At 61.9% G+C, this 24715-nt stretch carries 18 protein-coding genes and 1 rRNA gene; 7 read left to right on the top strand and 12 right to left on the bottom strand.

The window, feature by feature from the left end:
• Positions 1–53: 53 nt before the first annotated feature.
• On the top strand, positions 54–929 hold the full coding sequence (locus HCF10_RS25870; RefSeq protein WP_131700231.1) for a LysR family transcriptional regulator: 876 nt from the start codon (positions 54–56) through the stop codon (positions 927–929).
• A gap of 30 nt (positions 930–959) precedes the next feature.
• Here HCF10_RS25870 and HCF10_RS25875 read toward each other — a convergent pair whose 3' ends face one another.
• Positions 960–1952, bottom strand: a complete 993-nt coding sequence (locus HCF10_RS25875; protein WP_131700230.1) for an AraC family transcriptional regulator — start codon at positions 1950–1952, stop codon at positions 960–962.
• Between the two features lie 311 nt (positions 1953–2263).
• Here HCF10_RS25875 and antA point away from each other — a divergent pair, with 311 nt between their 5' ends.
• The 4 genes from antA (at position 2264) to HCF10_RS25895 (ending at position 6682) form a co-directional block, all read left to right on the top strand.
• The gene (antA, locus tag HCF10_RS25880; protein ID WP_167656695.1) at positions 2264–3655 is read left to right on the top strand and encodes an anthranilate 1,2-dioxygenase large subunit; all 1392 of its coding nucleotides are present in this window, start codon (positions 2264–2266) and stop codon (positions 3653–3655) included.
• Positions 3655–4146 (top strand): anthranilate 1,2-dioxygenase small subunit, encoded by a 492-nt coding sequence (gene antB, locus HCF10_RS25885; RefSeq protein WP_053131958.1) that lies wholly within the window; start codon positions 3655–3657, stop codon positions 4144–4146. Before antA ends, antB begins: the two co-directional genes overlap by 1 nt.
• 67 nt (positions 4147–4213) lie before the next feature.
• A complete protein-coding gene (gene antC, locus HCF10_RS25890; RefSeq protein ID WP_145338521.1) occupies positions 4214–5221 on the top strand; it encodes an anthranilate 1,2-dioxygenase electron transfer component AntC in 1008 nt (335 codons plus the stop codon).
• A 57-nt stretch (positions 5222–5278) separates the two neighbouring features.
• Positions 5279–6682 (top strand): amino acid permease, encoded by a 1404-nt coding sequence (locus tag HCF10_RS25895; protein ID WP_131700227.1) that lies wholly within the window; start codon positions 5279–5281, stop codon positions 6680–6682.
• Between the two features lie 107 nt (positions 6683–6789).
• On the opposite strand, the gene kynA is transcribed toward HCF10_RS25895, so the two are convergent.
• Together kynA and kynB are read right to left on the bottom strand one after the other, a co-directional pair.
• Positions 6790–7647 (bottom strand): tryptophan 2,3-dioxygenase, encoded by an 858-nt coding sequence (gene kynA, locus HCF10_RS25900; RefSeq protein ID WP_167656696.1) that lies wholly within the window; start codon positions 7645–7647, stop codon positions 6790–6792.
• Positions 7644–8294, bottom strand: coding sequence for an arylformamidase (gene kynB, locus HCF10_RS25905; protein WP_167656697.1), 651 nt, complete (start codon positions 8292–8294; stop codon positions 7644–7646). The genes kynA and kynB overlap by 4 nt, the downstream gene beginning before the upstream one ends.
• A gap of 383 nt (positions 8295–8677) precedes the next feature.
• Between kynB and HCF10_RS25910 the strand changes: the two genes are divergently transcribed.
• The gene (locus HCF10_RS25910) at positions 8678–9022 is read left to right on the top strand and encodes a cupin domain-containing protein (RefSeq protein ID WP_003230905.1); all 345 of its coding nucleotides are present in this window, start codon (positions 8678–8680) and stop codon (positions 9020–9022) included.
• Between the two features lie 81 nt (positions 9023–9103).
• On the opposite strand, the gene mmsB is transcribed toward HCF10_RS25910, so the two are convergent.
• Together mmsB and HCF10_RS25920 are read right to left on the bottom strand one after the other, a co-directional pair.
• The gene (gene mmsB, locus HCF10_RS25915; RefSeq protein ID WP_131700224.1) at positions 9104–9991 is read right to left on the bottom strand and encodes a 3-hydroxyisobutyrate dehydrogenase; all 888 of its coding nucleotides are present in this window, start codon (positions 9989–9991) and stop codon (positions 9104–9106) included.
• Between the two features lie 14 nt (positions 9992–10005).
• Positions 10006–11523: a CoA-acylating methylmalonate-semialdehyde dehydrogenase gene (locus HCF10_RS25920; RefSeq protein WP_131700223.1), complete on the bottom strand. Its 1518-nt coding sequence runs from the start codon at positions 11521–11523 to the stop codon at positions 10006–10008.
• Positions 11524–11654: 131 nt separating this feature from the next.
• Here HCF10_RS25920 and HCF10_RS25925 point away from each other — a divergent pair, with 131 nt between their 5' ends.
• Positions 11655–12602 (top strand): LysR family transcriptional regulator, encoded by a 948-nt coding sequence (locus HCF10_RS25925; RefSeq protein ID WP_053134031.1) that lies wholly within the window; start codon positions 11655–11657, stop codon positions 12600–12602.
• A gap of 164 nt (positions 12603–12766) precedes the next feature.
• Here HCF10_RS25925 and HCF10_RS25930 read toward each other — a convergent pair whose 3' ends face one another.
• The 7 genes from HCF10_RS25930 to rrf form a co-directional block, all read right to left on the bottom strand.
• Entirely contained in the window at positions 12767–13258 is a 492-nt protein-coding gene (locus HCF10_RS25930) for an OmpA family protein (protein ID WP_145338526.1), read from the bottom strand.
• Positions 13259–13262: 4 nt separating this feature from the next.
• On the bottom strand, positions 13263–14516 hold the full coding sequence (locus HCF10_RS25935; protein ID WP_167656698.1) for a diguanylate cyclase domain-containing protein: 1254 nt from the start codon (positions 14514–14516) through the stop codon (positions 13263–13265).
• Positions 14513–15079 (bottom strand): YfiR family protein, encoded by a 567-nt coding sequence (locus HCF10_RS25940; protein ID WP_131700220.1) that lies wholly within the window; start codon positions 15077–15079, stop codon positions 14513–14515. Before HCF10_RS25940 ends, HCF10_RS25935 begins: the two co-directional genes overlap by 4 nt.
• A gap of 12 nt (positions 15080–15091) precedes the next feature.
• Positions 15092–17197 carry an exodeoxyribonuclease V subunit alpha gene (gene recD / locus HCF10_RS25945; protein WP_167656699.1) on the bottom strand — a complete coding sequence of 702 codons (2106 nt, stop codon included), beginning with the start codon at positions 17195–17197 and terminating at the stop codon, positions 15092–15094.
• Positions 17194–20868, bottom strand: coding sequence for an exodeoxyribonuclease V subunit beta (gene recB, locus HCF10_RS25950; RefSeq protein WP_167656700.1), 3675 nt, complete (start codon positions 20866–20868; stop codon positions 17194–17196). Before recB ends, recD begins: the two co-directional genes overlap by 4 nt.
• Entirely contained in the window at positions 20865–24314 is a 3450-nt protein-coding gene (gene recC, locus HCF10_RS25955; RefSeq protein ID WP_167656701.1) for an exodeoxyribonuclease V subunit gamma, read from the bottom strand. Before recC ends, recB begins: the two co-directional genes overlap by 4 nt.
• Before the next feature lie 136 nt (positions 24315–24450).
• A 5S ribosomal RNA gene (gene rrf, locus HCF10_RS25960) occupies positions 24451–24566 on the bottom strand.
• Between the last annotated feature and the right edge of the window lie 149 nt (positions 24567–24715).

Below are 24715 nucleotides of genomic sequence, written 5' to 3' on the forward strand. Positions count from 1 at the left end.
TCCAATATAGAATTAGTCTCAAGCAATACCCTCAAGGTATGAAAGGAGCCGTTATGGAACTGCGTCATCTGCGCTACTTCCAGGTGTTGGGGCAGACCCTCAACTTCACCCGTGCCGCCGAACGCCTGCACATCGCCCAGCCGCCGTTGAGCCGGCAGATCCAGCAATTGGAAGAGGAATTGGGCGTGATTCTGCTGGAGCGTGGCCGACCGCTGCGGCTGACCGAGGCAGGGCGGTTTTTCTATGAACACGCCAATGTATTGCTCGAGCAGTTGAACAAAGTCTGCGACAACACGCGACGCATCGGCCAGGGCGAGAAGACCTGGCTGGGCATCGGCTTTGCCCCGTCGACCTTGTATGGCGTGCTGCCGGAATTGATTCGGCGGCTGCGCAACCATGAGGCGTTGGAGCTGGAGTTGGGGTTGTCGGAAATGACCACCTTGCAGCAGGTCGAGGCGCTCAAGGCCGGGCGTATCGATGTGGGTTTCGGGCGCATTCGTATCGACGACCCGGCCATCGTCCAGCGCGTGCTGGTGGAGGATCGGTTGGTCGCCGTGCTGCCCGCCGGCCACCCCTTGTTGGGCGCCCCCGCGACCCTCGCCCAACTGGCCGCCGAGCCGTTTGTGCTCTACCCCGGCAACCCGCGCCCCAGCTATGCCGACCATGTGATCGCGCTGTTCGACGCCCACGGCCTGAGCCTCAAGGTGGCGCAGTGGACCAACGAATTGCAGACCGCCATCGGCCTGGTCGGTGCGGGCATGGGCGTGACGCTGGTGCCGGCGTCGGTGCAGGTGCTGCATCGCGCGGATATTGGCTACACACCGGTTGTAGAAGCGACGGCGACCTCGCCGATCATTCTGAGCCGACGGGTGAATGATCAGTCGCCAGGGCTTAGTCATTGCCTGCAGTTGGTTGAAGAACTGATCTGAAACCCTCCCACATGTTGATCTTCATCAGGTTCAAGTACTGCGCATACGCTTGCGCTGCAACGTCTGGCTGGGGGACTCATCGAACAGTTTTCGATACTCCGCCGAGAACCGCCCCAGGTGGGTAAAGCCCCAGCCCAGGGCGATCTCGGAGATGGTGCGGATTGAACCGTGCTCAAGGATTTCCTGGCGCACTGCATTCAGCCGATGCTTCTTCAGGTAGGCCATGGGCGACAGGGCGAAGTACTTGCGAAACGCATCGAACAGCTTGAACCGCGACACGCCGGCAGCGGCTTCCAGGTCTTCGAGGTGCAGCGCCTCGCGGGCGTTGGCGTGAATGTATTGGCGCGCACGGATCAGGTAATGGGGCAGTTTCACCCCCAGCACGTCACGCAGTTCTTCCGAGTAGTTGTTCGGCTGGGCGAGGATCAGGCCCTTGATCAGCGAGCTTTCCAGGTCACGGGTAAACGCCGCCTGCTCATACAACTCACTGCTGCCTTCCAGCTCGGCGATGAAATAACGCGCCATGCGCCACCACGACGCCGAAGCGCCCTCCACCGCATCCATCACCGGTTCAAATTGCAGCGGCGCTTCGATAGGCCGTTGCAGCAAGCCTTCCAGCGATTCGCTCATCGCCGCCCGCGTGATCACCACCTGCAACTTGCGGCAGTCACCGGAAATCGCCAGCACCTGGTGCTCGTTGGGCGCGATGATCACGCCCTGATCGCGGTTGGAACCCAGGCACTCACCGTTCTTGCTCAACGCCTGTTCGCCCACCAGCGGCAGGCTCACGCTGTAGCTGCTGAAGTGCTCGGCGTCTTCGATATCGATGGTCACGTCGGTGCCGTATTCGATCACCCCCAGGGTGGTGGCGCGGGACTTGAACACGTTGGCACTGTGATGAAAGCGCAGGCGCTCGGGCGTGGCCGTCGCCAGGCGATGGGGCCCGCAAATGCCGGACATCCAGCTGCGGGCGCCTTCGAGGTCGAAGCGTTGAATATGAATATCGCGTGTCTGGCTACTCATCAGGGTGCACCCACGGCGGTTAGGCTGTTGCGCGCTCTGGCGGCGCGTCGTTGTGGTTCCACAGCAAGTTCTACGCCACGCCGGCCCGATTGCAACCGGGTGGATAGCAACCGCCAACTATGTGGATAAACCGCAGGTGTTGACGCCCTTTGCCTCGCCAGACGGTAGCGCGTCGCGTCACCGCCCGCACCGCCGTGGGTATTTGCTGCCCAACTTTGCGGCCCACCTTCCCCCATTAAGTGGATAGCCCGCCACCTTGTCGCAGCCTCTTAATGGCTCACCTGTTTAGCCATGATCAAAAGGTGCCTCCCATGAGTGGTGCAAGAAGCGTCGAGCAATGGAAAAGCTTTATCGAAAGCTGCCTGGATTTTCGTCCGGCAGACGCAGTGTTCCGTATCGCCCGCGACATGTTTACCGAGCCCGAGCTGTTCGACCTGGAGATGGAGCTGATCTTCGAGAAGAACTGGATCTACGCCTGCCACGAAAGCGAACTGGCCAATCATCACGACTTCGTGACGATGCGTGCCGGGCGCCAGCCGATGATCATCACCCGCGATGGCGAGGGCCGGCTCAATGCGCTGGTCAACGCCTGCCAGCATCGCGGCACCACCCTCACCCGGGTCGGCAAGGGCAACCAGTCGACCTTCACCTGCCCGTTCCACGCCTGGTGCTACAAGAGCGATGGCCGGCTGGTGAAGGTCAAGGCGCCGGGGGAATATCCGGAAGGTTTCGACAAGGCGACACGCGGCCTGAAAAAGGCGCGCATCGACAGCTACAAGGGCTTTGTCTTCATCAGCCTGGATGTGAATGGCCGTGACAGCCTGGAAGACTTCCTCGGCGACGCCAAAGTGTTCTTCGACATGATGGTCGCGCAGTCTGCCACCGGTGAGTTGGAGGTGCTGCCGGGCAAGTCTGCCTACACCTACGACGGCAACTGGAAACTGCAAAACGAAAACGGCCTGGACGGGTATCACGTCAGCACCGTGCACTACAACTACGTGGCCACGGTGCAGCATCGCCAGCAGGTGAACACCGAGAACGGCACCGGGTCCGCCAGCACCCTGGACTACAGCAAGCTCGGCGCCGGCGACGCCAACACCGATGACGGTTGGTTCGCCTTCAACAATGGCCACAGCGTGTTGTTCAGCGACATGCCCAACCCCAGCGTGCGTTCCGGCTACGCCACCATCATGCCGCGCCTGGTGCAAGAGCACGGCCAGCAGAAGGCCGAGTGGATGATGCACCGCCTGCGCAACCTGAATATCTACCCGAGCCTGTTCTTCCTCGACCAGATCAGCTCGCAGTTGCGCATCATCCGCCCGGTGGCGTGGAACAAGACCGAGATCATCAGCCAGTGCCTGGGGGTGAAAGGCGAATCCGACGCCGACCGCGAAAACCGTATTCGCCAGTTCGAGGACTTCTTCAACGTCTCGGGCATGGGCACGCCGGACGACCTCGTGGAGTTTCGCGAAGCCCAGCGTGGTTTCCAGGGCCGCCTGGAACGCTGGAGCGATATCTCACGCGGCAGCCATCGCTGGGAAACCGGGCCGACGCCGAACAGCGAGGCCATCGGCATCCAACCGGCCATGACCGGCACCGAGTTCACCCATGAAGGCCTGTACGTCAACCAGCACCGCAACTGGCAGCACTTTCTGCTCAACGGCCTGGATCAACAAGCGCTGAAACTGCGGGAGGTGAAATGATGAATGCGCCATTGCAGTACCGGATCGAGCAGTTTTTCTACCGTAAATCCGAGCTGTGCGACGCCCAGGACTGGGACGCCTATGTGCAGTTGTTCGACCCGCAGAGCGAATTTCACCTGCCGCAATGGGACTCGGAGCACGTCTACACCCGCGACCCCAAGCGTGAGATGTCACTGATCTATTACGCCAACCGTTCGGGCCTGGAAGACCGCGTGTTCCGCCTGCGCACCGGCAAAGCGGCGTCTGCCACACCGATGCCGCGCACCTTGCACCTGATCAACAACGTGCGCATCGCCGAGCAGGCGGATGGCACGTTGGAGGTCCGGTTGAACTGGCACACGCTGTTCTATCGGCTGGCGACTTCGGAGCAGTTCTACGGGCATGCCACCTATCGCCTCAAGCCCCATGGCGACAGCTGGCTGATCACCCGCAAGCACGCGCTGCTGCTTAACGACACCATCAATTCGGTGCTGGATTTCTATCACCTATGAACACGCCTTTGTGGCGAGCGGGCTTGCCACAGGTTGTGCGCACGTCATCAATATGCGGAGCCCCTACATGAATCACAAAGTGGCCTTCAGTTTTGCCGACGGCAAGACGCTGTTTTTCCCGGTGGGCGCGAATGAAATCCTGTTGGATGCGGCACTGCGCAATGGCATCAAGATCCCCCTGGATTGCCGCGAAGGCGTGTGCGGCACCTGCCAGGGCCGGTGCGAGTCGGGGGATTACACCCAGGACTATGTGGACGAGGAAGCCCTCTCCAGCCTCGACCTGCAACAGCGCAAGATGCTCAGTTGCCAGACCCGAGTGAAGTCCGACGCAGCGTTCTACTTCGACTTTGATTCAAGCCTGTGCAATGCGCCGGGGCCGGTGCAGGTGCGCGGCACGGTGAGCGAGGTGCAGCAGGTGTCGGCCAGTACGGCGATCTTGACGGTGCGGTTGGACGCGTCGCTGGATTTTCTACCGGGTCAATATGCGCGCATCTCGGTGCCCGGCACGGACGGTTGGCGCTCCTACTCTTTCGCCAACCTGCCGGGCAATCAGCTGCAGTTCCTGATCCGCCTGCTGCCGGATGGGGTGATGAGCAACTACCTGCGTGACCGTTGCCACGTCGGCGATGCGTTGCTGATCGAGGCGCCGCTGGGTGCGTTCTACCTGCGTCATGTCAGCAAACCGTTGGTGCTGGTGGCCGGCGGTACCGGATTGTCAGCCTTGCTCGGCATGCTCGATGAACTGGCCGCCACGGGCTGCGAGCAGCCCGTGCACCTGTATTACGGCGTGCGCGGGGCTGAGGATTTATGCGAAGCGCAGCGTATCCATCAATACGCCTCGAAAATCCCCGGTTTTCGCTACACCGAAGTGCTGAGCGCACCGTCGCCCGAGTGGCCTGGCAAGCGCGGCTACCTCACCGACCATTTCGACCTGGCCGAATTGCGCGACGGATTGGCGGATATGTACGTGTGCGGCCCCCCTCCGATGGTCGAATCCATCCAACAATGGCTGGCGGATCAGGCACTTGATGGCGTTCAGCTGTATTACGAAAAGTTTACGCAGAGTAATATCTGACGCCTCAGCACTTCTGAGGGGTTCTACCCCGAGAAAAACAAGTAGAAGGGAACGTTAATGGCGGATGACATGGTTAACCCGGTAGGCCTAAAGCGTGGCCTGAAGAACCGGCATATTCAGTTGATCGCCTTGGGCGGGGCGATTGGCACGGGGCTGTTCCTCGGTTCGGCCGGGGTACTCAAGTCGGCAGGGCCGTCGATGATCCTGGGCTACGCGATTGCCGGTTTCATCGCGTTCCTGATCATGCGCCAGCTCGGCGAGATGATCGTCGAAGAACCGGTGGCCGGCTCGTTCAGCCACTTCGCCCACAAATACTGGGGCGGTTACGCGGGCTTCCTGGCCGGCTGGAACTACTGGGTACTCTACGTGCTGGTGGGCATGGCCGAGCTGACCGCCGTGGGCAAGTACATCCAGTTCTGGTGGCCGGAGATCCCGACCTGGGTCAGCGCACTGGTGTTCTTTGTCGCGGTGAACCTGATCAACACCCTGAACGTTAAATTCTTTGGTGAGACCGAGTTCTGGTTTGCGATCATCAAGGTGGTGGCGATTGTCGGCATGATCGTGCTCGGCTGCTACCTGCTGTTCAGCGGCACCGGCGGCCCGCAAGCCTCCATCAGCAACCTGTGGAGCCACGGCGGGTTCTTCCCGAATGGCGGCATGGGGCTGTTGATGTCCATGGCCTTCATCATGTTCTCGTTCGGCGGCCTGGAGCTGGTGGGTATCACCGCTGCCGAGGCCAGCGAGCCACGCAAGGTGATTCCGAAAGCGATCAACCAGGTGGTGTACCGGATCCTGATTTTCTACGTCGGCGCATTGACCGTGCTGCTGTCGCTGTACCCATGGGATCAACTCCTGCAAACCCTCGGCGCGTCAGGCGATGCCTACAGCGGCAGCCCGTTTGTGCAGATCTTCTCGCTGATCGGCAACGACACCGCCGCCCACATCCTCAACTTCGTGGTGCTGACCGCGGCGCTGTCGGTGTACAACAGCGGCGTGTACTGCAACAGCCGCATGCTGTTCGGCCTGGCCGAGCAAGGTGATGCGCCAAAAGCGCTGATGAAGCTCAACAAGCAAGGCGTACCACTGCGGGCCCTGGCGATCTCGGCGTTGGTGACGATGCTGTGCGTGGTGGTCAATTACGTGGCACCGCAAAGTGCCCTGGAGCTGCTGTTCGCGCTGGTGGTTGCTTCGCTGATGATCAACTGGGCGCTGATCAGCATCACCCATATCAAGTTCCGCAAAGCCATGGGCGAGCAAGGCGTGACGCCGTCGTTCAAGACCTTCTGGTTCCCGTTCAGCAACTACCTGTGCCTGGCGTTCATGCTGATGATCATCAGCGTGATGCTGGCGATCCCTGGCATTCGCGAGTCGGTATATGCGATGCCGGTTTGGGTGGGGATTATCTATGTGGCCTACCGGTTGCGAGTGAGTAAGACGAAAGCGGTCGCCGCTGCGCAGTAATATCCATGTGGGAGGGGGCTTGCCCCCGATAGCAGTGTGTCAGTCACTTATGTGTCCACTGCCCCTCCGCCATCGGGGGGCAAGCCCCCTCCCACATTTGATTGCGTTTACAGCGTGGAGCGCACTCGCCACAGCTCGGGGAACAGCACGGTGTCGAGCATCTTGCGCAGGTAACCCACGCCCTCGGTGCCGCCGGTGCCGGGTTGGAAGCCGATAATCCGCTCCACCGTGGTCACATGCCGGAAGCGCCATTGGCGGAACGAATCTTCCAGGTCGATAAACTTCTCGGCCAACTGGTACAAGTCCCAATACCGGCTCGGGTCGCGATACACCTCGCGCCACGCCGCCTCCACCGACTCATCGTGAACGGTCGCCGCCGTCGGGTCGCGCTCGGCGCGCTTGGGGTCAATCGCCAGGCCCGCCTTGGCCATCAGGTTCACCGCTTCGTCATACAGCGACGGTGTGGCAATCGCCACCTGCAACTCCTGCAACAACTCAGGCCGATGGGCATGGGGCCGCAGCAGCGCCGCGCTCTTGTTGCCGAGGATAAATTCGATCTCGCGGTACTGGAACGACTGGAACCCGGACGACTGTCCCAGGAACGGGCGAATCGCCTTGTATTCCGACGGCGTCATGGTCGCCAGCACGGCCCAGGCGTGCACCAGTTGATCGAAGATCCGCGAGACCCGCGCCAGCATCTTGAACGCCGGCGGCAATTCGCCCAGGCGCACGTGTTCGCGGGCGGCCTTGAGTTCGTGGAGCATCAGTTTCATCCACAGCTCGGAGGTCTGATGCTGGATGATGAAGAGCATTTCGTTGTGGTCCGGCGACAGCGGATGCTGGGCGCTGAGGACTTTGCCCAAGTCCAGGTAGTCGCCATAGCTCATGGACTCGGAAAAATTCAGTTCGGCGTTATGCCATTCTTCCGGTGGCTGGTAGTCGGCAGAGAAAGGACATTGGCTCATCGCGAGGGCTCCTTGAGCGGGCGGAGAATGGCACGGACCGGGCTGGCGTCCAGGTTGGCGAAACGCAGCGGCAGGGCGATCAGTTCGTAGTCGCCCTCCGGTACGTCGTCGAGCACGATGCCTTCGAGGATCGCCATGCCATGCCGCGCCACGGCGTTGTGGGCATCCATGGTCTTGGACTGTTGCGGGTCCAGGGAGGGCGTGTCGATACCGATCAGGCGCACCCCCAGGCTGGCCAGCCGTTCGATGGTCTGCGGGGCGATGGCGGTGAAGTTCGAATCCCATTCGGTCAGCGGTGCTTGTGGATAAGTACGCAACAGCACGCGCTCGGGCAAGTTATCCACACGCCCTTCCAACTGATGCGGCTGTACCAGCGCGCCGCTGTCCAGGCAATGCAGCACCCGGCACGGGCCCATGTACACGTCCAGCGACACCTCGCCAATCGGTGCACCGTCCGCGCTGTAATGCAGCGGCGCATCCACATGGGCGCCGGTGTGCGGCGACAAGGTAATGCGCCCGACATTCACCGGGCACTCCGGGCCGAACTGCCACACACGCTCTTCCTGGAACGGCGTATCGCCCGGCCAGGTCGGGGTCGCCGTGCTCAAGGGCGGGCTGATGTCCCACCACGTTTTTATTGGGTTCATTTAAAGGCTCTCGGCGGTTACTGGGGTGAATGATACGAGGGCCAGACGTGAATTTTCTTGCGAATTCCTGCGTAAAGCGTGAAATCTTTCGCACTTACTGCGAGGAAATGGCCTATTTACGCTCAGAAGTATTGCCTGGCCACAGTGGAGCTCCCACCAAGGATTAATGTGGGAGGGGGCTTGCCCCCGATAGCAGTGTGTCAGTCACTTATGTATCCACTGACCCTCCGCCATCGGGGGCAAGCCCCCTCCCACATTGACTGCACACGGCAGAGGAGTCGCATTCACCTGCGCTTCTGGGCATCCCGATGTCGAGTTCAGACCACTGGCGCAACGCCCAAGGCCTTAGGGTGCATCTTTCCATTCCCTGCCTCGGAGTCATCATGTCCAAGCCCATCACCGTATTGCGCGACACCCATCCCCTGCCGGTCCTGGATGCCTGCAAATGGGAAAAGCTCGAAGGCGACCCGCACACCGTCAATCTCAACGCCTACACCAGCGAAGACGGCAGCAAGATCATGGGCACCTGGATCTGCACCCCGGGCAAGTGGTACGTGGAATACGTGAAGTGGGAATACTGCCACTTCCAGGAAGGCTACTGCGTGATCACCCCTGAGGGGATGGAGCCGATCCATCTGCGCGCTGGGGATATTTTCGTGGTGGAACCGGGGATGAAGGGGACATGGGAAGTGGTTGAGACGGTGCGTAAGTATTTTGTGTTTGCTTGAGTCGCTTCCAAAGCGGGCAATTTGACGTTGTTGTGGCGAGCGGGGCAAGCCCGATCGCCACAGTAAGCCTCCATTACAAGGTTATTTGGGTTTGCGATAGCTGTTGATAATCGCCGAGAAGTCCTTGCCCCCTTCCCCACGCTGACTCATCGATTGGTATAACTGCTGGGCCACGGCACCGAGGATCACCGGTTGCTTGGCCTGGCGAGCGGCCTCGGTGGCCAGGCCCAGGTCCTTGAGCATCAAATCGGCGCCGAACCCACCGGTATAACCACGGGACGACGGCGCAGTTTCGATCACGCCCGGCCAGGGGTTGTAGGTGTCGGAACTCCAGCAGCGCCCGGTGGAGCTGTTGATAATGCCGGCCAGCACCTGGGTGTCGATGCCCAGCGCGTCCCCCAAGGCCATGGCTTCGCTGACGCCGACCATGCTGATGCCCAACAGCAGGTTGTTGCAGATCTTGGCGATTTGCCCGGTGCCCACATCGCCGCAATGCACGATGTTGCGGCCCATCTGCGCCAGCACCGGTTGCAGGGTGGCGAACAGTTCCGGGGTGGCGCCGACCATGAAGGTCAGGGTGCCCGCCTGGGCGCCGCCCGTGCCGCCGGAGACCGGTGCATCGGCCATCACCACGCCTTGCTTGGCGGCAGCAGCGGCGACATCGCGCGCGGTCTGCGGGTCGATGGTGCTGCAGTCCACTGCGGGCACGCCGTTGCCGATCCCGGCCAATACACCGTCTTCATTCAGCCAGACACTGCGCACATGGGCGGCGGCCGGCAGCATGGTAATCACCAGCTCGGCGCCTTGGGCAGCGTCACGCGGCGAGTCGCTGATGCGGCCGCCCAGCTCAGCGAGTTCCTTGAGCACCGTCTGGTTCAGGTCGAACAGGTTCAGCGCATGGCCGGCCTTGATCAGGTTGCGGGCCATGGGCGCGCCCATGTTGCCCAAGCCGATAAATGCAATCTTCATGGTCGTCTCCCGAATCAGCGCAGGTTGATGGTGGTGTTGACGCCATCGTTGACCGTGTCGTCGTCGAACCAGCGGCTGGTGACGGTTTTGGTCTGGGTGTAGAACTGCACCACTTGCTTGCCGTACGGGCCGAGGTCGCCGAGCTTGGAGCCACGGGAACCGGTGAAGCTGAAGAACGGCACCGGCACCGGGATCGGGATGTTGATGCCGACCTGGCCCACATCGATTTCGCTCTGGAATTTACGCGCCGCCGCCCCGCTCTGGGTGAACAGGCCGGTGCCGTTGCCGAAGGGGTTGGCGTTGACCAGCGCAATGGCCTGGTCGAGGGTGTCGACTTCCAGCACCACCAGCACCGGGCCGAAGATTTCCTGGGTGTAGATCTGCATATCGGTTGTCACACCCGAGAACAGGGTCGGGCCGACGAAGTTGCCTTGCTCGAAGCCCGGCACCTGGATGTCGCGGCCATCCAGCTCAAGCTTGGCGCCTTCTTTCACGCCGCTTTCGATCAGCTCCAGGATGCGGGCCTTGGCGCGCTTGGAGATCACCGGGCCGACATCCGTGCCCGCTTCGCTGCCGGCGTTGACCTTGAGCTTTTGCGCCAGCGCTTTCAGATCCGGCAGCCATTGCTTGGCTGCGCCCACCAGCACCACCACCGAGGTGGCCATGCAACGCTGGCCCGCCGCGCCGAAACCGGCACCGACCAGGGCATTGAGGGTGTGTTCGCGGTTGGCATCCGGCAGCACCACGGCGTGGTTCTTGGCGCCCATCATCGATTGCACGCGCTTGCCGTGCTTGCCCGCCAAGTCGTAGACGTGAGTACCGACAGCGGTCGAGCCGACGAAGGACACGGCCTTGATGTCTTTATGGGTGCACAGCGCATCCACCACATCCTTGCCGCCGTGCACCACGTTGAGCACACCCGCCGGTACGCCCGCTTCCAGCGCCAGCTCCACCAGCAGCAGGGTCGACAGCGGGTCTTGTTCGGACGGCTTGAGGACGAAGGTGTTACCGCAGGCGATGGCCATCGGGAACATCCACAGCGGAATCATCGCCGGGAAGTTGAACGGGGTAATGCCGGCACACACGCCGATGGGTTGGCGCAGGGTGTAGGTATCAACACCACCGGCGACGTTCTCGGCGAACTCGCCCATTTGCAGGGTGCCGATGGAACAGGCGTGCTCCACCACTTCCAGGCCACGGAAAATATCGCCCTCGGCATCGGCAATGGTCTTGCCCTGCTCGGCGCTGAGGACCACCGCGATGCGCTTGGAGTGCTCACGGATCAAGGCTTGCAGCTTGAGCATGATGCGCATGCGCGCGCCGATGGGCGTCAGCTTCCAGGTCTGGAAGGCTTGATGGGCGGCGTCGATGGCAGCATTGACTTCATCGGCCGTGGCGAACGGGACTTTGGCCAGCACTTGCTGGGTGGCCGGGTTGACGATGTCTTGCCAATGGGTGGTCTTGGACTCGACCCACTCACCATTGATCAGCAACTTGACCTGTTGCACGGAAATATCGGCAGATGCGTTCATGTGGTCTCCAACTCTTATATTTATGCAGAGACAAGGCGCGTAAACCGCCTTGAGAAATGAGGCGTTCGGACTGTTTTTGGAGTATAGATGTGCAAATCTCTAATAAGAACGCACATAAAAGCCGGTCCAATATGCAAAAAAACATCACATCGCTGGGTTCCCTGAACTGGGATGACCTGAAGTTTTTCCTGGAAGTGGCCCGCACCCGCAAGGCCAGCGTCGCGGCCAAGCGCCTGGCGGTGGACTACACCACCGTGTCGCGGCGCATCAGCTCATTGGAAGTGTCGCTCGGTACCCTCCTGTTCGAAAAGTCCCGGACCAACGGCTTCGTCCTCACCCCCGAAGGCCAGCGTTTGCTGGGGTATGCCGAGTCCATTGAAAGCACCCTGCACATGGCCTGCGAGCAGGTGTCCGGCTCCGGCGTGGCGCTGTCCGGCCATGTGCGCATGGGCTGCACCGAAGGCTTCGGCAGCTTCTTCGTCACCCCGCAGTTGAGCCACTTCGTCGACACCTACCCGGCCATCTCGGTCGACATCCTGCCGCTGCCCCACTTCATCAGCCTGTCCAAGCGCGAAGCCGACATCGTCATCGCCCTGGAACGCCCGGAACACGGGCCCTACGTGTGCTGCAAACTGTGCGACTACAAACTGCAGCTGTACGCGACCCAGGAATACCTCGACCAACACCCGCCCATCCAGCGCCCGGCCGATTTGGCCGAGCATCCGTTTATCAGCTATGTGGATGATTTGGCCTTCAGTTCGGAGCTGCTGTACCTGGCCAACGTCGTGCCCGGCGCCAGCGCCAGCCTGCGCAGTACCAGCGTGATTGCGCAATACGTGGCGGCGCAGCAAGGGCGGTCGATGGCGATCTTGCCGTGCTTTCTGGCGGCGCAGGATCCACGGTTGCTGCCGGTGCTGGGGGAGCAGATTTCAATCACTCGTCAGTTTTGGATGTATTGCCGTGAGGATCTGAGGAAGTTGAAGCGGATTACGTTGCTGTGGGATTACATCCGCGAGGTGACGGAGCAGAACCAGGGGTTGTTGATGGGGGAGACAAGGGAGATTCGGTTTGCGGATTAAAGGGCTGGGCTGCGCGGTGTCTCTGAGAGATGGGCAAGGCCGTGGTGGGTGACTTGACGCAGGCGATGACGCCGGGCAGTTAAGCGAACATCGTTCAAATGTGGGAGGGGGCAAGCCCCCTCCCACATTTTGATTGGATTTCAGATTGAAATCGGACTGCCGGCTCAGTCCGCAATCACCACAATCGCCACCCGTCGATTCTCGGTACGCCCTTCCGCTGTGTCGTTGGTGGCCACGGGTTTACTGCTGCCCAGCCCACGCAGCTGGATGTTGTCTTCTTTCATGCCCACGCCTTGCAGCACCGTCGCCACGCTTTGGGCGCGGCGCAGGGACAGTTGCTGGTTGTAGGTCTCTGTGCCCGAGGCGTCGGTGTGGCCGTCGATGCGTACACGCTCGATGCCTACGTCCAGCAGGGCCTTGCCGATGCGTTGGACGATGTCGGTGCTGGGTTGGTTAAGGGTTTCGACGTCACTGCCAAACAGCACTTTACCGGACAGGCCGAACGCCCAGCCGTCATCGGTAAGCTCGAAGCCCTGTTGCTTGAGGACGGCGACTTGCGCCGGGGTCAGGCCTTTGGAGGGTACCGTCTGGCAGCCGCCAAGGGCGAGCAACGCCACCAGCAGGGTGATAAAGATAAAACGCGCGGTAGAGAACAAGGGATCAGCTCCTGTGTTGAACGTTGACGACGGGGCTCTCCGACTCCGCCGTTTGCTGGCCGCCCGACGACAAACGTTTGGCCTGGTACATCGCCGCGTCGGCGGCATTGAGCAAGGTGCCAGGTGTGACGCCATGCTCGGGGTAGAGGGCGATACCAATACTGAGGGAGGTCAACACCTGGGTGTCGCCAGGCACCGCAATCGGCATGTCCATGCTGGCGATGATTTTGTCGGCGATGCGCTGGGCGTCTTCCACCTTGTGCAGCGGCGCCAGCAGGATGGCAAACTCGTCACCGCCCAGGCGCGCCACCAGGTCATCTTCACGCAATTGCGCACGCACGCGCTCGGCGACGGCCACCAGCACGGCATCACCTGCGGCATGACCGAAGCTGTCATTGATCTCTTTGAAACGGTCGCTGTCGAGGTACAGCACGGCCACCTGTTCCTTGGCTTTGGCGGCGCTGCGCAGCGCGCGAATCAGGCGGCCTTCGAAGTATGCGCGGTTGGGCAGACCGGTAAGGCTGTCGTGGTTGGCCTTGTGGGCGAGGGTTTCGTTTTCGCTTTTCAGGTGGTTTTGCCAGGCTTGCATCTCGCCGAGCAAGGCATTGAAGTCGCTTCCCAGGCTGTCGAGTTCGGCGATGCGGGCCGGCGGCACGCGGCGGTCAAAGTCGCGCTCGCTGCGGGCGGCGTGGGCCACGGCGGCGAGGCTTTGCAGCGGCTCCGTAATGCCGCGCAACAGACGCCGCGCCAAGTGCAGGGCAACCCAGGCGCTGAGGGCGGTGCAGATCAGGATCCCCGCCAGGCCGCTGAGCAGGAAGCGCAACAGGCTGCCGCCGTGGCCGGTCAGGTGAATGCTGCCGATGGTGCGCCCCTGATGGAGGATCGGCTGGATGATGGGCTGTTCGAGCAAGGCGTGCGCCAGTTCCAGTTCTACCCGCGACAGCATCCCGGTTTCCGGGCGCGTCCAATACGACAACAGCTTGCCACTGGCATCGAATACTTCGGCCTCGGCGACTTCCTCGGTTGAAGCGATAAGGCTGAGAGCTTCGGTGGCTGCGGCGCTGTCATTGAACACCACCGCCGCCTCCACGGTGTAGTTGATGGAGCGGGCGATCAGGTGCAGGTTGTGTTCGGCGTAGACCCGTAGCGCCAACACGCCGAGCAGGGTCAGGGACACACTGGCCAGGGTCACCGCCATCAGCGCGAGGATCAGGTGCCCTCGGCCGATGACCGAACGCAGGGTCGGTCGCACTCTCATGGCGCAGGCGCCCGGCGACGGGACAGTTGCAACACGCTGGGATGAATGCGCACGCCGCTGCGCGCCACCGAGTCGAGGTTGACCTCAAACGACACTTGCTCATCCCCCACCTGCAGGCAGAACAGGCTGCCCACGGTGCACTGGTCGCCGCCTTCGCTGATGCTGAGCACCGGGTGGCCGATCAATGAGGCAAACAGGCGGCTGCGTTCGTCATTGCTGAGTTTGCCGATGTACACGGCGTCGCAGGCGTTGACGATATCGGGATGGTCGGCCAGCAGGCGCCGCACCACGACCGGACGGCCGGTGGCCTGGATGGTGCCTTTGATCAGGTCGTCGGTGTATTGGGTCGGGCCGACGATGCACAGGCGCAGTTGCTCAGGCTCTACTGGCCAGCGGGCATAGCTGAGGATACCGAGTACCACCTGGGTGACCGCCTGGGCGCGCTGGTCAGCCGGGCCCGGAGCCTCGGCAAATACGCGGGGCGCCAGCAGGCATAGAACCGCCACCAGCAGCAGGCGTCTCCAGCTCAAACTACGCCCTGTGGGCGAGACGGCCACGTTCATGCAGCGATACTCTCAGGTGTTTTCGGGGTGATGCCGCAACGATAGCACAGCATCAGATAGTTCTGACTCCTGACCCAACTCCAGCATCAACCCACTCAAGCGTTTGACCTTGCGTCGCACGGCCTCTTCAAACACGCCGCCACGGGGTTCGATCAGGCTGAACCAGCGCTTGGCGCGAGTGATGCCGGTGTAGATCAACTCTTTGGTGAGCACCGGGTTCAGCGCGTCCGGCAGGATCAGTGCAGTGTGGGTGAACTCCGAACCCTGGGATTTGTGCACGGTCATGGCGTACACGGTTTCCACATCATTGAGACGGCTGGGCAGTACAAATCGCACGCCACCCTGGCCATCGTTACGTGGGAAAGCAACGCGCAACATCTGGGGCCCGCCATCACTTTCAGGCAGTTTGAGGGCAATGCCGATGTCGCCGTTCATCAAGCCCAGGCCGTAATCGTTGCGGGTCATCAACACCGGGCGGCCTTCGTACCATTGCTCGTCCCCCTCGATCAGCCGCACTTTGCGCAAGGCGGCCGTGATGCGCAGGTTCAGCCCTTCCACACCCCAAGGGCCCTTGCGCACGGCGCAGAGCAGTTGGAACGCATCAAAGGCTTGCAGCAGTTGTTGGGCCCAGTGGGTCCAGGCGGGGTCGTCACGCGGGGTGTCGACGGCGGGCCGCGCGCTGTGCAGCAGGTTGAGGTAATAGCGATAACCCTGGGCGCCGTCGCCCTGCCCGTCCAGCACCAGGCGCTCCAGGGCGTGGTCGTGCTCGCCTTTGAGGCTAAGGCAGAACAGGTCACTGTGGCTGCGCGCGGCCAGCAGCTTGCGCGCCTCGTCGGCGTTTTGCTGGTTGACCCAGCGCGCCAGTTGGCCGATGCCGCTGCCTTCGCCGAACCGGCGCGAATAGCGCAGCATCACCACTTGCTGCGCCAGGGGATGGCTGCCGTCGAGGTCTTCGTGCAGGCCACTGGCGCTGAGGTCTTCGCCGCTGACGGTTTGCAGCCATTGGCGGGTGTGGGGGCTGTACCAGCCGGCTTCGGCGTCGCGGCACAAATCACCGAGTACGGCGCCGGCCTCTACCGAGGCGAGCTGGTCCTTGTCGCCCAGCAACACCAGGCGGGCATGGGGCGGTAACGCGTCCAGCAGGTTAGCCATCATTTCCAGGTCGATCATCGAGGCTTCGTCCACCACCAGCACATCCAGGGGCAACGGATTGCCAAGGTGATGGCGGAAGTGCCGAGTGCCCGGACGGCTGCCCAGCAGGCGGTGAACCGTGGTGACCTGGGTCGGGATCTTTTCCTTCACACTTTGCGGCACTGTCAGCGACAGTACTTGCTGGCTGATGGATTCGGTCAAACGCGCGGCGGCTTTACCGGTCGGCGCGGCCAAGCGGATGCGCAACGGGCTGCCGGACTCTACGGCCGGCGCCTGCAACAGCGCGAGCAGGCGCACCACAGTGGTGGTCTTGCCGGTGCCGGGGCCGCCGGTGACGATGCTGAATGCACCGCGGGTGGCCAGGGCGCAGGCGAGTTTCTGCCAGTCGATCACGCCATCGGGCGCCGGCTGGTCAAACAAGCTATTCAAGCGCTGGGGCAAATCGGCGGCGACGCGTTCCTGGGTGGCGAGACGCAGGCGCAGGGCGGTGTCGATGCGCCGTTCGTAGGTCCAGTAGCGGCGCAGGTACAGGCGTTTGCCCGACAGTACCAAGGGACGACTGTGTGCCGATTCGCTGCCATCCACCGCCAGAGCGACCAACGGGCTGGCGGCCAGTGCATGACACCAATGGGCACCGTCGAGGCCTTCGAGCAATTGCGACGGCAGCAGCATGGCGCCGGTTTGCAGGTCGCCTTCGGGCGGCAAGGACAGGGCAAAATCCGGCGCGTTAAGGGTTTCGAACAGATCCAGGCACACATGGCCGTGGCCCAGTTGATGGCTGGTCAGCGCCGCCGCCAGTAACACCAAAGGGTCGGCCTGCGGATCGAGTTCGTGCAGGAAGCCCACGAAGGCCTTGTCCAACGCCCGTAGCCAACCACGCTCAACCCAACGCTCCAGCAGGTGCACCAGGTCGGCGGCGCGGCTCAAGGGAGCTAGCGCCTCAAGCGGTAACGGCGACAGGCTCATAACAACACTCCTTGTTCCCAGGCGGGCTCAGCCTTGGGCGGGATGGGCTTGCCCTGGAACAGCAGGTCCAGGCTTTCGATCAGCTCCCGTGGAGGCCGGGTGAAAAACGCCCCTCGGCTGACAGCCTGGGTGCCGCGCAGGAACAGGTACAGCGCGCCGCCGACATGACGGTCGTAGTCGTAGTCCGGCAGGCGTGCCTTGAGTTGACGATGCAGCGCGAGCAGGTAAAGCACGTACTGCAGGTCGTACCGATGCTCGAGGATCGACTGTTCCATGGCCTCCTGGGTGTAGGCCGAATCGTCAGGGCCGAGCCAGTTGGATTTGTAGTCAGCCACGTAGTAGCGGCCATCGTGTTCGAAGGTCAGGTCGATAAAACCTTTGAACATGCCGTTGAGCAGCACCGGTTCGGCAGAGACACGGGACACACCGTTGTGGGTGTACTGGCACACCAGCTTGTCGAGGGCGAGCACGTCGACTTTATGACTGGCGAACCAGAACTCCATTTCGATCTGGTAGTGCTGCAAGCTGCTCAGGGCGATCTGGTCGTTATCCACCGGCAGCGGCGTGTGCAGCAGATGGCCCAGCCACTCGCTGAGGGTGACGATCCAGCCTTCCCAGTTACGGCGATTGCAGCGCGCGCCTACGGCTTGTTCGATCGCTTGCGAGGTCACGTTGAAGCCTTCTTCCCCGGCCCACTCCAGTAGACCGTGAAGGAAGGTGCCGGGGTTCGGACCACGTGGGAAACGGTGAATGTCTGCGCCGGACGCTGCCACTTCACGCGGTGCGTCGGGATCGAGGCGTTCGTCATCGAACAGCTTTTGCGCCTGTGGGCTTTCGGGCGCTTCGAGGTGGGCGACGCTCATGCTGTCGCCAATGCGCAAGGCACTGTAGGACGCGATCCACCAGTTCTCGGCGGCCTTGCGTTTAGGTAACAAGGACGCGAGCAAGTTGGCGGTGTTGCGCGGCGGGTGGAACAGGGTGTCTTGGGCGTCGGGCACAGGGACGTAGTGGATGGCCGGGCAGCCGTCCTGCAGATCCAGCAGCCAACGCGCGAGGCCGGCGGATTCGCTCAACGAAGCACCCGCGCCGAGCAAGTAACCCAGCGCCGACAGGTGCAATACCGAGCTGTTGCTGTTGCCGCGCTTGAGGTCGGCAACGCCGAGCCAGCAGGCGTGTTTGGCGCGGGTCAGGGCCACGTAGAACAAACGCAGGTCTTCGGCCAGGCGCTCATCGTCGGCCTGGGCGATCAACTCGGCGGTCGGGCGCAGGCTGACGTGGGATTTGCCGTGTTCATCGTGGTAATGCAACGGCAGGCGACTGCCGTCGACCGGCTTGGCCGAGCAGATGAAAGGCAGGAAGACCAGGTCGTATTCCAGGCCCTTGGATTTGTGAATGGTCACGACCTTGACCAGTTGCTCATCACTTTCCAGGCGCAGGATTTGCTCTTCACCGGCTTGACCGGACAACGCGAGGTGTTCGGCCAGGTGGCGGATCAACGCCTGTTCACCGTCCAGTTCCGACGCGGCTTGTTGCAACAACTCGCTGAGGTGCAACAGGTTGGTCAGCACACGTTCGCCGTCGCTGCGGGCGATCAGGGTTTGCGGCAGTTTGAAGTCGTGCAGCAGGCGACGCAGCATCGGCAGCACGCCTTGGGTGCGCCAGATCGCGCGGTAGCCACGGAACTGCATCACGCGGCTTTCCCACGCCAGTTCGTCCTGGTTCAGACGCTCCAGTTCCGGCAGTGACAGGTTCAAGGTGACGCAAGCCAGGGCAGCCCGTAGCGGCCGCTCGACATCCGGCTCGGCACAGGCCTTGAGCCAGGCGAGCAGATCGTGGGCTTCCTGGGCGGCGAAGACAGAGTCCTTGTCCGACAGGTACACGCTACGCACGCCACGGGCGGCCAACTCGGCGCGCACGGCTTGGGCTTCCTTGCCGTCGCGCACGAGGATGGCGATGTCCGACGGCAGTACGCCTTTGAAGCTGTCGTCCGGTTGCAGGAAACCAGCCGTACCTTGCTGCCCGCCGTTGAGCAACTCGACAATCTGCGTGGCACAGGCGCCAGCCAGTTGTTGACGGTACACCGCGTTGGAAACCGGCTGGTCGGTGGGCAGGTGCCAAAGGTTCATCGCCGGCAACGTTTGGCCGTCGACCTGCAGTCTTTCCTTGCGGCCTTGTGACAGCACCGGGTGGAACGGCACCGGGTTGTCGCCATTCGACTCCCGGAACAGGAACGCGCCCCGACCCGTTTCCGCCCGCTGGAACACCTGGTTCACTGCCTCGACCATCGCATGGCTGGAACGGAAGTTGGTGCCCAGGGTGTGGTGACGGCCGATCGTGGATTTACGCGCGCGCAAGTAGGTGTAGATATCGGCGCCACGGAAGGCGTAGATCGCTTGCTTGGGGTCACCGATCAGGAACAGGCCGCTGTCGAGGTGGTTCTCTTCAATGCGGTAGATGCTGTCGAAGATGCTGTATTGCACCGGGTCGGTGTCCTGGAACTCGTCGATCAGGGCCACCGGGAACTGCTCGCGGATCACACTGGCCAGGCGCTCGCCGCCATCGGCTTGCAGGGCAGCGTTGAGGCGAATCAGCATGTCGTCAAAGCCCATTTCGGCACGACGGCGTTTTTCTTCTTCGAAGCGCTTACCCACCCAACCGGCAGCGTGTTGCAACACGGCAGCGTCGGGGGTTGGCAGCGCGTCGAGGGCGGCTTTAAGGCCGGCCATGGCGTCGATGCCGGGGTGTTGCGGCGGGTCGCCCTTCCAGGCTTCGGCCATGCCGTCGGGAGTGAGGCGGGTGAAGCCGGTGCCGATGTCCAACTGTTCCAGGGTTTCGTCAACGGCCCAAGCGCTGATCTTTTCGAACCAGGGCTCGAAGTAACGCGCTTGCATCTTGCGGCCGTCGACGGCTTTGGCGGCCACCGCTTGCAGGCAGATTTCGCGTAACTCGGCGGCCCATTGTTGCCAGGGAGCCTTGATGTTTATCAATGCTTCGCGGCGTTCTTGCAGGCAAGCGTTGATCAACTCGGCGGGTTCGCGGGTTTCATCCGGCGACCGTTCGCTGCCGAACAGTGCGCGCACGCGTGGCATCAACGCCGCGGGGCCACCCCAGTTGCTGCGCACCCAGTTGAGTGCATCGTCATGCATGGGGTAGCAGAACAACCGCCAGTAATCGCGCAACACTTCGCCCAGCAGGTCGCTGTGGTCGGTTTCCAGGGTCTGGGTGAACAGGCTGCCGCTGTCGAACGCGTGTTCGCGCAGCATGCGCTGGCACCAACTGTGAATTGTGGAAACCGCCGCTTCATCCATCCACTGGGCAGCGATGTCCAGGCGGTTGGCGCAGGCGGGCCATTGCTCGGGGAGGTATTGCGCACGCAGGTCGGCGATCAGCGCGTCGGGCTGTTCAATCTCCTCGCGGAAGAAACGCGCGGCTTCGGCCAGGCGAATGCGGATGCGCTCACGCAGCTCTTTGGTAGCGGCATCGGTAAAGGTGACCACGAGGATTTGCGGCGGCAGCAGTTCACGCCCGAAACCGGACTCATCGCCACCGTGGCCCAGGACCAGACGCAGGTACAAGGCGGAGATGGTGAAGGTTTTGCCAGTGCCGGCGCTGGCTTCAATCAGCTGGCTGCCATGCAACGGGAAGGCCAGGGCCAAGGGTTTGCTGCTCATGCGCCGGCCTCCTCGCCTGTGAGTGATCGCCATGGGGCGTTGATGAGCGGTCGATATAAGGTTTCGCACCAGCCTTCGAACTCTTCGCTGGCGACCAGTGCGGCGTAATCGGAGAACTGTCGGGTGAGCGCCGGGGTTTCGCGGCGCTCGCCATCGGTGGTCAGGCCGTCGCCTTCATAGGCTTTGCTCGCGGCTGCGTGGGCTTTGACCGGATCGGTTTGGCTGAGCCAGGCGAAAGCGGTCTTGACGGCTACCGGGAGCGGTTCTCTCATGCCGCTGTGCCAGGCCAGCAGCAGGTTGCCGAGGATTTCCCGGGCGATGGGCTTATCCAGCGGGGCCAGTAGCAACGTATCGTCGCTGGCCACCAGCCCTGTGCTCAACGACAGGCCGCAGGCGCAGGCCACCACATGATTGACCCAAGGACGTATCAGGCGATGCCATTTGCGTGTTTTGATCGATCCGATGCTATTGGGGATGGTGGTGACACTTAGCAATCCACCGTCACTGCGGCGATGCAGGCCGCTGATCCAGCCTTCCAGCGCTATACCTTGATGCTCGAAACTGATCGGTTCTGCAGCGGTGTGTGGCGTTGGCCAGAGAGCCAGCAAGTGCTGGTAGCGTTGCAACAAATCAGGCAGGGGCTCAATGAGTTCGTTGCGCAGGCACTCGCCGAAACCGACCATCGGCAACAGGCCACTGCCTTGCAACCGCAGGGCCTGGGCGTTAAGGGCCTGGTCGAGGTGCTCGGGTTGGGACAGCGCAGCGTTCAACAGGCTATCGCTCAGGCTGTAGCGTTGCAGCGCGTCAAGCACGAAGGGTTCTTCATCGGCCAAGGGCACTTCGGCGGCTTCGAAGAACACTTTCAGACGCTGGCTGAAGAAGTGTTTGACCGGGTTGCGCAGGAAATCCTGTAACTGGCCGAGGCTCAGGGGCTCCTCCTGTTGGTGCTGCGCCAGTTGGTCTTCCTGTGTAACGGCATCCGGGGCGGCGTGGAGTAACTGCCATTCGCGGGCGTAGCTGAACAGCGGATCACCTTCGTGGAAGTAGCGGGCGCTGAAGGGTTGGAGCGGGTGTTCCTGGGTCATCGCGTCCAGCAGCGGTGTTTCCTGTGCGTTGTGCCAGCCGCTGGCGATATGGTCCCGCAGTTGGCCGATGAGTACAGAGGCCGGGCGCTCGCTGTTATCGCGGATGCTACGGCCGACCCAGCTTATATAGAGCTGGTCGCGGGCGGACAGCAGGGCTTCGAGCAGCAGGTAACGGTCGTCTTCGCGGCGCGAACGGTCGCCGGGACGGTAGTCGCTGCCCATCAGGTCGAAATCCAGCGGTGGTTGGGCGCGTGGGTAGTCGCCGTCGTTCATGCCGAGCAGGCAGACGAGTTTGAAGGGGATGGCGCGCATGGGCATCAGGGTGCAGAAATTGACAGCTCCGGCGAGGAAGCGCTGGGACAGACGGCCTTGGTCCAGGCCGGCCAGCCAGGCTTCGCGGACTACGGTAAGCGGTAACTCATCCTGCAGGCCGACGGACTCGCAGGTTTCCAACCAGGTTTCCCTGAGTTGCTCGAGCTGACCCAACAGGTAGTCGTCGTGCTCGCTGCTGGGCAGGAAGAATAGTTGCATCAGGCGTTGCAGACGTTCGCCCCATTCGTGGGGCGCTGCGGGTTGTGACAGCGCTTGATGGGCATCGCTGAGCGCATCGAGTAAAGCGACCAGCGGGCCGATCAAGGCCGCATCAAGCCCGCCGATTTCGTCGTAAGGCTCAATGCCTTCGCAGGCCGCACCGGTGCCGACGGCATAGCCTAGAAGCATACGGCGAAGGCCAAATCGCCAGCTGTTTTGTTCCAGCTTACTCGGCAGACCGAGCCCCGCACGTTGCTCGGCGTTGAGCCCCCAACGGATACCGGCGCCTTCGATCCAGCGGTGCAGCGTCGGCAGATCGCGCTCCTTGATGGCGAAGCGTTCGCGCAAGGCCGGGACGTCCAGCAGGTCGAGAATCTCGCTGACGGGAAAGCGGCTATCGGGGAGTTTGAGCAGGTGTTCGACGGCGATCAGCAGGGGATCGCGGCCGCGCTGGCCTTGATCGGTCAGGGTGAAGGGGATGAAGCGAGGGTCGATTCTATCCAGTTGACCGAATACCGCGCGAATATGCGGCGCATAGCTATCGACGTCGGGGACCATGACGATGATGTCCCTTGGGCGAAGCATGGGGTCGGCACTGAAGCGTTGGAGCAGTTGGTCGTGGAGAATCTCGACTTCGCGTTGGGCGCTGTGGGCAATGTGGAAGCGGATGGATGTATCACGCTCTAGATCGACAGCGGGCCATAGTTCGCGAGTCTCGTTGAGTGGGCGCAGTTCGAGGATATCGTCCTGAAGCTGGTTGAGCAGTGTGGTGGGTTCGCTGTCGCTGAACAGGTCGATTCGACCATCGCGGAAAGCGGCGCGGTAGCTGTTGGGATCGTCGTAACTGTCCAGCAGGCTGATGTAGTCGCGACCTTGTTTGCCCCAGGCGGCCAGCAGCGGATGGGCGTGCTGGTGCAGGGTTTGTGGATCGATGGTAACGGGCATGCCGGCTTTGCGCGCCTGGCGTTTGTATTCGTTACGCAGCAGGTCTTTGTCGGCCACGATGTCGGACCAATGGTGGCGACACGGGTTGTGCACACACAGCAGGACTTGACTGAAACGGGACAGACCGGCCAGCGCTTCGAGCGCTTGGGCGGGCAAGGAAGAAATGCCGAAGACAATCACCCGAGAAGGTAGCCCCTTTGGTGCTTGCTCAAGGGCATTGATACGTTCGATGAAACGCTGGTGCACGCCGGCGCGGCTTTCGGCCATGCCTTCTTCACCTACGTCCAACAACAGCGCACGCCATAACTCGGCTTGCCAGCAGTTGGCAGGGTTGAGGGGCTTGGGCTCGCCTCGGCCGTTGCGCAATTGGTGGCGACCGGCAGCCCAGTCTTCCAGCCAGTCAGCGCGGTAAACCTGGTATTGGTCGAACAGGTCTGCCAGGCGTTCCGCCAGTTGGTAGCGTTTGCGCAGGTCAGAGTCGTGGGTCAAGAAGCGCTGCAACGGCTCGAAGTGCTGTTGATCGATGAGTTCCGGGAGCAGGCGCATCAGACGCCAAGTGAGCGGGGCTTTATCGAGCAGGGATTTTGGAGGGATTTCGTCACGTCCCAGGACCATGCGATAGAGCTGCCACATGAAGCTGCCGGGGAGCTGTACATCAATGGCTGCGGCGATTCCGCAGCCACCCATATCGTCGTCTTCCGGGTCTTCAGCCAAGGCCAGTTTGAGCCACTGAGCAATGCCGTTGCTTTGTACCAGGGCGATTTCGTTTTCCAGGGGGGCCAGGGGATAACGGCGCATCCAACTCACCACCAGGCTGCGCAGTTCGTCCAAGCGGTTGCCGTGAACCACCATGAATCCAGCGCTGAGGGACGTCGCATCCGGCATAACGGCTTCCTTGGGAAAAGCAAAATCGAGGGCATGAACTTTAGCACTGAAGGCCACCCCGAGGCGCCTCTTCGCACTTTTCGACCGCACAAAACAAAACCCCATCTGCTTTCGCAAATGGGGTTTCGGAATTTAATCTTGACGATGACCTACTCTCACATGGGGAAACCCCACACTACCATCGGCGATGCATCGTTTCACTACTGAGTTCGGGATGGGATCAGGTGGTTCCAATGCTCTATGGTCGTCAAGAAATTCGGGTACTGAGTCGCGGCCAGTTGGCCTCGCTTCAGCAAATTGGGTATGTGACAGCTGTCGGTGTTTTGTGAGCATCGAACTTTCGGTTCATTGCGTCTTCACACACCGCAATCTGATGCTCTTTCGAGTAGTCAAATTGCTTG

The organism is Pseudomonas sp. B14(2022), assembly GCF_012030485.1.
Classification (GTDB): domain Bacteria; phylum Pseudomonadota; class Gammaproteobacteria; order Pseudomonadales; family Pseudomonadaceae; genus Aquipseudomonas.

Bases quoted from the DNA above. Each gene is read 5' to 3' on its own strand.
- HCF10_RS25870 (WP_131700231.1), top strand. From the start codon at position 54: ATGGAACTGCGTCATCTGCGCTACTTCCAGGTGTTGGGGCAGACCCTC.
- HCF10_RS25875 (WP_131700230.1), bottom strand. From the start codon at position 1,952: ATGAGTAGCCAGACACGCGATATTCATATTCAACGCTTCGACCTCGAA.
- antA (WP_167656695.1), top strand. From the start codon at position 2,264: ATGAGTGGTGCAAGAAGCGTCGAGCAATGGAAAAGCTTTATCGAAAGC.
- antB (WP_053131958.1), top strand. From the start codon at position 3,655: ATGAATGCGCCATTGCAGTACCGGATCGAGCAGTTTTTCTACCGTAAA.
- antC (WP_145338521.1), top strand. From the start codon at position 4,214: ATGAATCACAAAGTGGCCTTCAGTTTTGCCGACGGCAAGACGCTGTTT.
- HCF10_RS25895 (WP_131700227.1), top strand. From the start codon at position 5,279: ATGGCGGATGACATGGTTAACCCGGTAGGCCTAAAGCGTGGCCTGAAG.
- kynA (WP_167656696.1), bottom strand. From the start codon at position 7,647: ATGAGCCAATGTCCTTTCTCTGCCGACTACCAGCCACCGGAAGAATGG.
- kynB (WP_167656697.1), bottom strand. From the start codon at position 8,294: ATGAACCCAATAAAAACGTGGTGGGACATCAGCCCGCCCTTGAGCACG.
- HCF10_RS25910 (WP_003230905.1), top strand. From the start codon at position 8,678: ATGTCCAAGCCCATCACCGTATTGCGCGACACCCATCCCCTGCCGGTC.
- mmsB (WP_131700224.1), bottom strand. From the start codon at position 9,991: ATGAAGATTGCATTTATCGGCTTGGGCAACATGGGCGCGCCCATGGCC.
- HCF10_RS25920 (WP_131700223.1), bottom strand. From the start codon at position 11,523: ATGAACGCATCTGCCGATATTTCCGTGCAACAGGTCAAGTTGCTGATC.
- HCF10_RS25925 (WP_053134031.1), top strand. From the start codon at position 11,655: ATGCAAAAAAACATCACATCGCTGGGTTCCCTGAACTGGGATGACCTG.
- HCF10_RS25935 (WP_167656698.1), bottom strand. From the start codon at position 14,516: ATGAGAGTGCGACCGACCCTGCGTTCGGTCATCGGCCGAGGGCACCTG.
- HCF10_RS25940 (WP_131700220.1), bottom strand. From the start codon at position 15,079: ATGAACGTGGCCGTCTCGCCCACAGGGCGTAGTTTGAGCTGGAGACGC.
- recD (WP_167656699.1), bottom strand. From the start codon at position 17,197: ATGAGCCTGTCGCCGTTACCGCTTGAGGCGCTAGCTCCCTTGAGCCGC.
- recB (WP_167656700.1), bottom strand. From the start codon at position 20,868: ATGAGCAGCAAACCCTTGGCCCTGGCCTTCCCGTTGCATGGCAGCCAG.
- recC (WP_167656701.1), bottom strand. From the start codon at position 24,314: ATGCCGGATGCGACGTCCCTCAGCGCTGGATTCATGGTGGTTCACGGC.